Genomic DNA, 6,140 nt, shown 5'->3' with positions numbered 1-6,140 from the left:
GTCCACCGCTTCGGCTTCGGCAGCAACCGGTGCCGAAGCGGTGGACAGCGACGCCGAATAAGCCTCGCGTTCTTCCTCCCGTCCACGCCCGGGGAACCGACACGACAAGACCCCGCCGGAAGCGCTTTCCGGCGGGGTTTTTGTTGTCCGCTGCTCGGGCGAATGCGGGATGTGGGGATCATTCGGGGGCTTGGCGCAGCAAAATCCCCCAAGCTGACGCCATGCCAATTATTGCAATTGACTCGCATTTCGGAATTGTTAGGAACGCCTCGCATTAACATTTGATGAGGCGGCCGTGACTGCACCCCGACACCTTTTCCGCTTGGCTCTGCTGTCGCTGCCGCTGGCGATCGCTGCATCGCCAGTCCATGCGCAGGCCGAGCCGCAGGATGCAGAAGCCGAACAACAGGCGCGGCGAGAGATCATCGTCACAGGACGCGCATCGGGCTATCAGGCGCTCGACGCGGTAGGCACGCGCGACGGAGCGGCGTTGCTCGATACACCGCAATCGGTGCAGGTGCTGACCGAAGACCTGCTGCGCGACCAGCGAGCGGATACTTTCAGCGCGCTCGCCAATGTCCCCAGCGTCCGCAATTCGGCTCCCGCCAATTTCGATGGCCTCCGCGTGCAGGTCCGCGGTTTCTTTGCACCGACGGCGCTCGATGGCATGCTGTCCAAGGTCGGCAACGGCCCGGCGGCCAATCTGGGGCCGGACCTGACCGGGATCGAACGGATCGAGGTGCTGCTCGGCCCCGCCTCTTTGCTGTTCGGCAATTCCTCGCCGGGCGGGACGATCAACTTCATCACCAAGCAACCCGAAGCCGAGCCCGGCTATTTCGTGACGGCAACGCTGGGCAGCTATGACTTCTTCCGTGCGGAGGCCGATCTCACCGGACCTTTGGATCAGTCGGGGAAGATCAGCTATCGGCTGAGCACGTCGGTGCGCGACCAGGGATCGTTTCTGGAAGGGGCGAGCACGCGCAATTCGGTGATCATGCCGTCGGTGCGGGCGATGCTGGGCGATCGGACCAGCCTGACGGTCGAGGGAGCCTACAAGCTTCTCGATCTCGACCGGCAGAATTTCGGGCTGCCTGCGGTGGGGACGATCCTCGCCAATCCCAATGGCCGGATATCCCGGCGACGCAACGTCAATACCGGCAGCGTGGAAGTGGAGCAGCATCGCATCGGTGCCCGCCTCGTGCACGAATTTAGCGACGACTGGTCGGTCAGCAGCATCCTGCGCTTCGTCGATACCGAGTATGCTGCGGTGGGGGCAGAACTTCCGGGCGCGCTGGCTGCCGATGGGCGAACCCTATCACGAACCCCGTTCGATTCCTTCGATGCGTATGGCGAGACCCAGATGCAGACGACGCTGCGGGGCCGCTTCGCGACCGGCGCGGTTCGACATGAGCTGATCGCCGGCCTGGACCTTTCGCGCTCGACGGCCGATTTCCGCTATCGGGAATTCGATCCTTCCGCGCCGATCGATATATTCAGTCCCGTTTACAGCGTGCGGCGCGGGGCGCTGAACTACACCTATGATGCGGGCAACACGCTGCGCGAACTCGGGCTCTTCCTGCAGGACAGGATCGTTTTCAGCGATCAGTGGAGCCTTGTTCTCGGCGGCCGCTACGACTCGTTCGAGCAGGTCGATACCGACCTTGCCGCAAATACACGTGCCCGCCAGACCGGCAGCGCCTTCAGCCCGCGTGTCGGCCTGATCTTCAAACCGCGCGAGGCCGTGTCGCTCTATGCCAGCTACAGCAAGTCCTTCCAGCCGCAGATCGGCAGGACGGTCACGGGCGAGGCCTTTGCCCCCACGCGTGGCGAGCAGCTGGAACTCGGCGCAAAGGTCAACCTGACCGAAGGACTGACCGGTTCGCTCGCCGTCTATCGCATCGACCAGACCAATGTCGCGACGCCCGATCCGGTGAATGTCGGTTTTTCGGTGCTCGATGGTGAACAGCGCAGCCAGGGTGTCGAATTGTCGCTGGCAGGCACGATCTTGCCCGGCTGGAGCATCCAGGCGAGCTATGCCTATCTAGACGCAGAGATCACCCGCACCAACACGGCAGCCTTTCAGGGGCGCCAGGTGCAGCGGACGTCGCCGCATAGCGCCAATATCTGGTCGAGCTATGAGGTGCAATCCGGGCCGCTCAAGGGCCTCGGCTTCGGCGGCGGCATGACGCTTGTCGACAAGCGCCCGGTGAACAATGCCAACACGCTGACATTGCCGGGCTATACGCTGCTCGATGCCGTCATTTCCTATGAGATAGACGGCTGGCGCTTTGCGCTCAACGCGCGGAACCTGACCGACAGCTTCGCCTTCGATGCCTTTGGCCCGGGTCGGGTGACCTATGGGACGCCGCGCACCTTCGAGGGTACGGTATCGTGGTCCTTCTGATGTCCTGGCGAAGGGCCTGACGCCCGATGCGGCTCAGACCCGCTCTGGTGCTGTGGCATCGCTGGTTCGGCCTGCTGGGGGCGCTATGGTTGTTCCTGCTAGGCGCAACCGGGTCGATTCTCGTCTTCTACGAGGAAATTGACCATGGCCTGAATGCGGACTGGTTCACCGCTAGTCCGGGACCGACGCTCCCTGTCAGCCAGCTGGTCGGGGCCGCAATCGGGGCGCACCCAGGCAATCGACCCGGCTATATCGATCTGCCCGACGAACCGGGCGACGTCGTCACGGTCTATCTTGAGCCCATTGCCGGTGCAGGCCAATCGGCAGTCAGCCCGTCCTACTGGCAGGTGTTCGTTGACCCGGCGACCGCCAAGGTGCTGGGCGCGCGCGACGCCAATGCGATCGATCTGTCGCGGCGCGGGATCATGAGCTTCCTCTACACCTTCCATTACTCGCTGCACCTGGGCGCGTGGATGACCTGGATCCTTGGCCTGGTCGGCCTTGTCTGGATCATCGACCATATCGCGTCTGCTGTGCTGTCCTTTCCCAATGCCGCGCGCTGGAAGGAAAGCTTCCGCATCCGTCGCCGAGCGGCGGGGCACAAGCGGGTGTTCGATCTGCATCGGGCCGTAGGCCTCTGGCTTTTCCCGGTAACACTGACGCTCGCGGCGACGGGTGTATATTTCAATTGGTCTGATGATGTCCTGATGGCGATCGATCGGATTTCGCCCTTGACCAAGCGACCCGACCAGGCCGCGGCGGCGCTGGCCGAGCCGCTGGACCGTCCGCCGGTCAGCGCCGATCAGGCATTGACCCTGGCGGGTGCCGCAAGGGTGGACAGCCTTTCGTACAATCCTGCGAAGGGAATCTATTGGCTGCGCCTGTTCGATCCGCGCGACATCGACAGCAACGGCAACCGCTGGCTGTTCGTCGACGCCCGCAGTGGTGCGGTAGTCGGCGATCGGCATTTCAGCGAGGGAAGCGCGGGTGACGTCGTGGTGGCCTGGCAGTTCCCGTTGCACAGCGGCAAGGCCTTCGGCTGGGCGGGGCGGATCGCGATTTTCCTGTCCGGCATCGCGCTGTGCACGTTCGTCGTCACCGGCCTGATGATCTGGTGGCGCAAGCGCTCCGCGCGCCATGTCGCGGTCAGACGGTCAGCCGCCCAGACAGAGCGATCGGTTGCGCCCGCCGAATGACCGGCAGCGTCAGAACGGGTTGAGCGTGTAGCCCTGCTGTTGCAGCTGTGCGTGCGCGGTCATCGCGGAGAGTGTCAGCTTGACGCCGGGGGCCAGCTGCTCGCGCTTGATGCCCAGCGCTGCGGCGCTCTGGCCGCACAGGATGAACTGCACGTCGTGCTGCAGCAGGGTCGCGATCGCAGCGAGGTTGGCATTGGCGGCACCGTCATGCTTCGCCGCATAGGTCGCGGCATTGGTCAGGTCGAACGACGCCTGGCCGTGCGCGACCACCGCAATGCGGATGGCCTCGCGCGGCACGCCCGCCTCGACATGCATGTTGATGAACCGGGCCGCGCTTTCGATCGTGCGGTTGAGGCTGCCGGGCTTGCCTGCCTCGCTGACATCGAACGCGATGCTGAAGGTCGCTTCGGCGGGGATCGGCATATGGCCCTCGGCGCTGGCGACGGGGCCGAATTCCGGGATGGCGGTCCCGGCGTGAAAGCCGGGACGCAGACTGTCCTGTGCGTGTGCCGGTAGCGCGGCTGCAAGCCCCGCCAAGGCCATCAGACCGATCATGGACTTCCCAACACCATATTGCATCGCCGCCTCCCTCGCCACTATCGGCTTGTATTCATAGCGTACCGGCACGCCGCCCATAGTCTTATTCGAACAGTTCGGCGGGCAGGGGACTGTGCCTGCCCAGCGCGTTGATGGGCAGGCGCAGGAAGGCACGGCCCTGGGCATCCGGACTGGGCAGCTTTCCGCCCTGGATATTGACCTGCAGACTGGGCAGGATCAGCGTGGGCGCATCGAGCGTGGCATCGCGGGCTTCACGCATCGCGACGAATTCGGCCTCGCTCACACCGTCATGCACATGCACATTGGCCGCGCGCTGTTCCGCGACGGTCGTTTCCCAACGGAAATCGCTGCGGCCCCTGGGCAGATAATCATGCCCGACAAAGATGCGCGTCTGCTCGGGCAGCGCCAGGATCTTGCGGATCGAACGAAACAGCGTCGCCGCATCGCCGCCTGGAAAGTCGGCGCGCGCGGTGCCGTAATCGGGCATGAACAGCGTATCTCCGACAAACGCTGCATCTTCGATCCGATAGGTGAGGCAGGCGGGCGTATGCCCCGGCGTGTGCAGCACTCGGATCTCGGTTTCACCCAATGCCAGCGTGTCGCCTTCTTCGACCAGCATGTCGAACACCTCGCCGGTTTCGATCGTCTCGGCCGCAAAGACCGGGGTGAAGATCGACTGGACGTTGCGGATATGCGCTCCGATCACGACCTTCGCTCCTGTGCGCGCACGGATGTAATGGGCGGCGGTCAGGTGATCGGCATGCGCATGCGTTTCCAGCACATAGTCGAGTGTCGCGCCTTGCTCATCGACGATGGCGAGCAGCCTGTCGGCGATGGTCGTGGCAATGGTCGCTGCCTTGGCCTCGAAATCCAACACCGGATCGATGATCGCCGCGCGCGCGCTGGCCGGATCTATCACGACATAGCTGACCGTGTTGGTCACGGTATCGAAATGCGGATGGATGGCGATGGGCATGTCGAACTCCTATATCAGATATATCTAATTTAGTCTTGTCTAATTTAGATTCAAGGAATATATGAGCCCCATGTCTGATATCTCCTTCACCAAGCCTCTGCCCGAAGCGATGGCCGCCAAGGCCGACGAGGCCGCACACATGCTGCACCTGCTCGCCAATCCGCACAGGCTGCAGGTGCTCTGCCTGCTCGTGGATGGCGAATTGTCGGTGGGGGCAATTCAGCAGCAGGTCGCGCTGTCGCAATCCGCGCTGTCGCAGCATCTGGCCCGCCTGCGCGAGCAGGGGCTAGTGGAGACCCGGCGCGAAGGCACCAGCATTTTCTACCGGATCGCCGACCCTGCGGTGCTGCAGATCATGCAGGTGCTTGCCGCGATCTATTGTCCCCCTGAAAGCTGAGAAATCATGGCAATTACGATCATCGATGCGCGTCAGGCGCACCAACTGATCGATCAGGGGCTTGCGCGGCTGATCGACATTCGCGAGCCGGACGAGTTCGCGCGCGCTCACATTCCAGGGGCGATCCTGCGCCCCGCCTCGGCAGCCACCACGGAACCGGTGGTGCTGGAAGACGGTGTGCTACCGATTCTGATGTGCGCCAGCGGCATGCGCACAGGGCTGCACCAGGAACGGCTGGCCCGGCAATGGCCGGTCGACACGCTCGTCCTCAAGGGCGGGCTGAAGGCCTGGGAAGCGGCCGGGCAACCGGTCGTGCGCAATGCGCGCGCGCCGCTGGAGCTGATGCGCCAGGTGCAGATTGCGGCGGGCCTGCTGATCCTCACGGGTCTTCTGCTCGCGTGGCTGGTCGCGCCCGCCTTTGTCGCGCTCACCGCCTTTGTCGGGCTGGGGCTGACCTTTGCAGGGCTGAGCGGCTTTTGCGGCATGGCGCGGCTGCTCGCGCTGATGCCGTGGAACCGGCGCGCCTTGGGCTGATCCAATGATCGAAACGCTCGTTCTTGCCGCGCTGGGAGGCGCGATCGTCGGCCTGTTGCTGGCGGCTTTCGGGGG

General features: G+C 64.0%; 6 protein-coding genes. 4 read left to right on the top strand and 2 right to left on the bottom strand.

The window, feature by feature from the left end; translation table 11 throughout:
* Nucleotides 1–295 precede the first annotated feature (295 nt).
* Nucleotides 296–2,404, top strand: a complete 2,109-nt coding sequence (locus tag AX735_RS04125; RefSeq protein WP_082750916.1) for a TonB-dependent siderophore receptor — start codon at nucleotides 296–298, stop codon at nucleotides 2,402–2,404.
* Nucleotides 2,405–2,430: 26 nt separating this feature from the next.
* Nucleotides 2,431–3,600, top strand: a complete 1,170-nt coding sequence (locus AX735_RS04120; protein ID WP_066276060.1) for a PepSY-associated TM helix domain-containing protein — start codon at nucleotides 2,431–2,433, stop codon at nucleotides 3,598–3,600.
* 9 nt (nucleotides 3,601–3,609) lie between these two features.
* On the opposite strand, the gene AX735_RS04115 is transcribed toward AX735_RS04120, so the two are convergent.
* Both AX735_RS04115 and AX735_RS04110 read right to left on the bottom strand, forming a co-directional pair.
* Complete coding sequence (locus AX735_RS04115; protein WP_231750016.1) at nucleotides 3,610–4,179, bottom strand: DsrE family protein; 570 nt, start codon at nucleotides 4,177–4,179, stop codon at nucleotides 3,610–3,612.
* 61 nt (nucleotides 4,180–4,240) lie between these two features.
* Entirely contained in the window at nucleotides 4,241–5,134 is an 894-nt protein-coding gene (locus AX735_RS04110) for an MBL fold metallo-hydrolase (RefSeq protein ID WP_066276058.1), read from the bottom strand.
* A gap of 70 nt (nucleotides 5,135–5,204) precedes the next feature.
* On the opposite strand from AX735_RS04110, the gene AX735_RS04105 reads away from it, so the two are divergent.
* Nucleotides 5,205–5,531: an ArsR/SmtB family transcription factor gene (locus tag AX735_RS04105; protein ID WP_231750015.1), complete on the top strand. Its 327-nt coding sequence runs from the start codon at nucleotides 5,205–5,207 to the stop codon at nucleotides 5,529–5,531.
* Nucleotides 5,532–5,537: 6 nt separating this feature from the next.
* Nucleotides 5,538–6,065: a rhodanese-like domain-containing protein gene (locus tag AX735_RS04100; protein ID WP_066276052.1), complete on the top strand. Its 528-nt coding sequence runs from the start codon at nucleotides 5,538–5,540 to the stop codon at nucleotides 6,063–6,065.
* Nucleotides 6,066–6,140: the final 75 nt, after the last annotated feature.

It is taken from the genome of Blastomonas sp. CCH1-A6, from assembly GCF_001556365.1.
GTDB lineage: Bacteria > Pseudomonadota > Alphaproteobacteria > Sphingomonadales > Sphingomonadaceae > Blastomonas > Blastomonas ursincola.
This window is presented reverse-complemented; position numbering and strand designations above follow the sequence as displayed.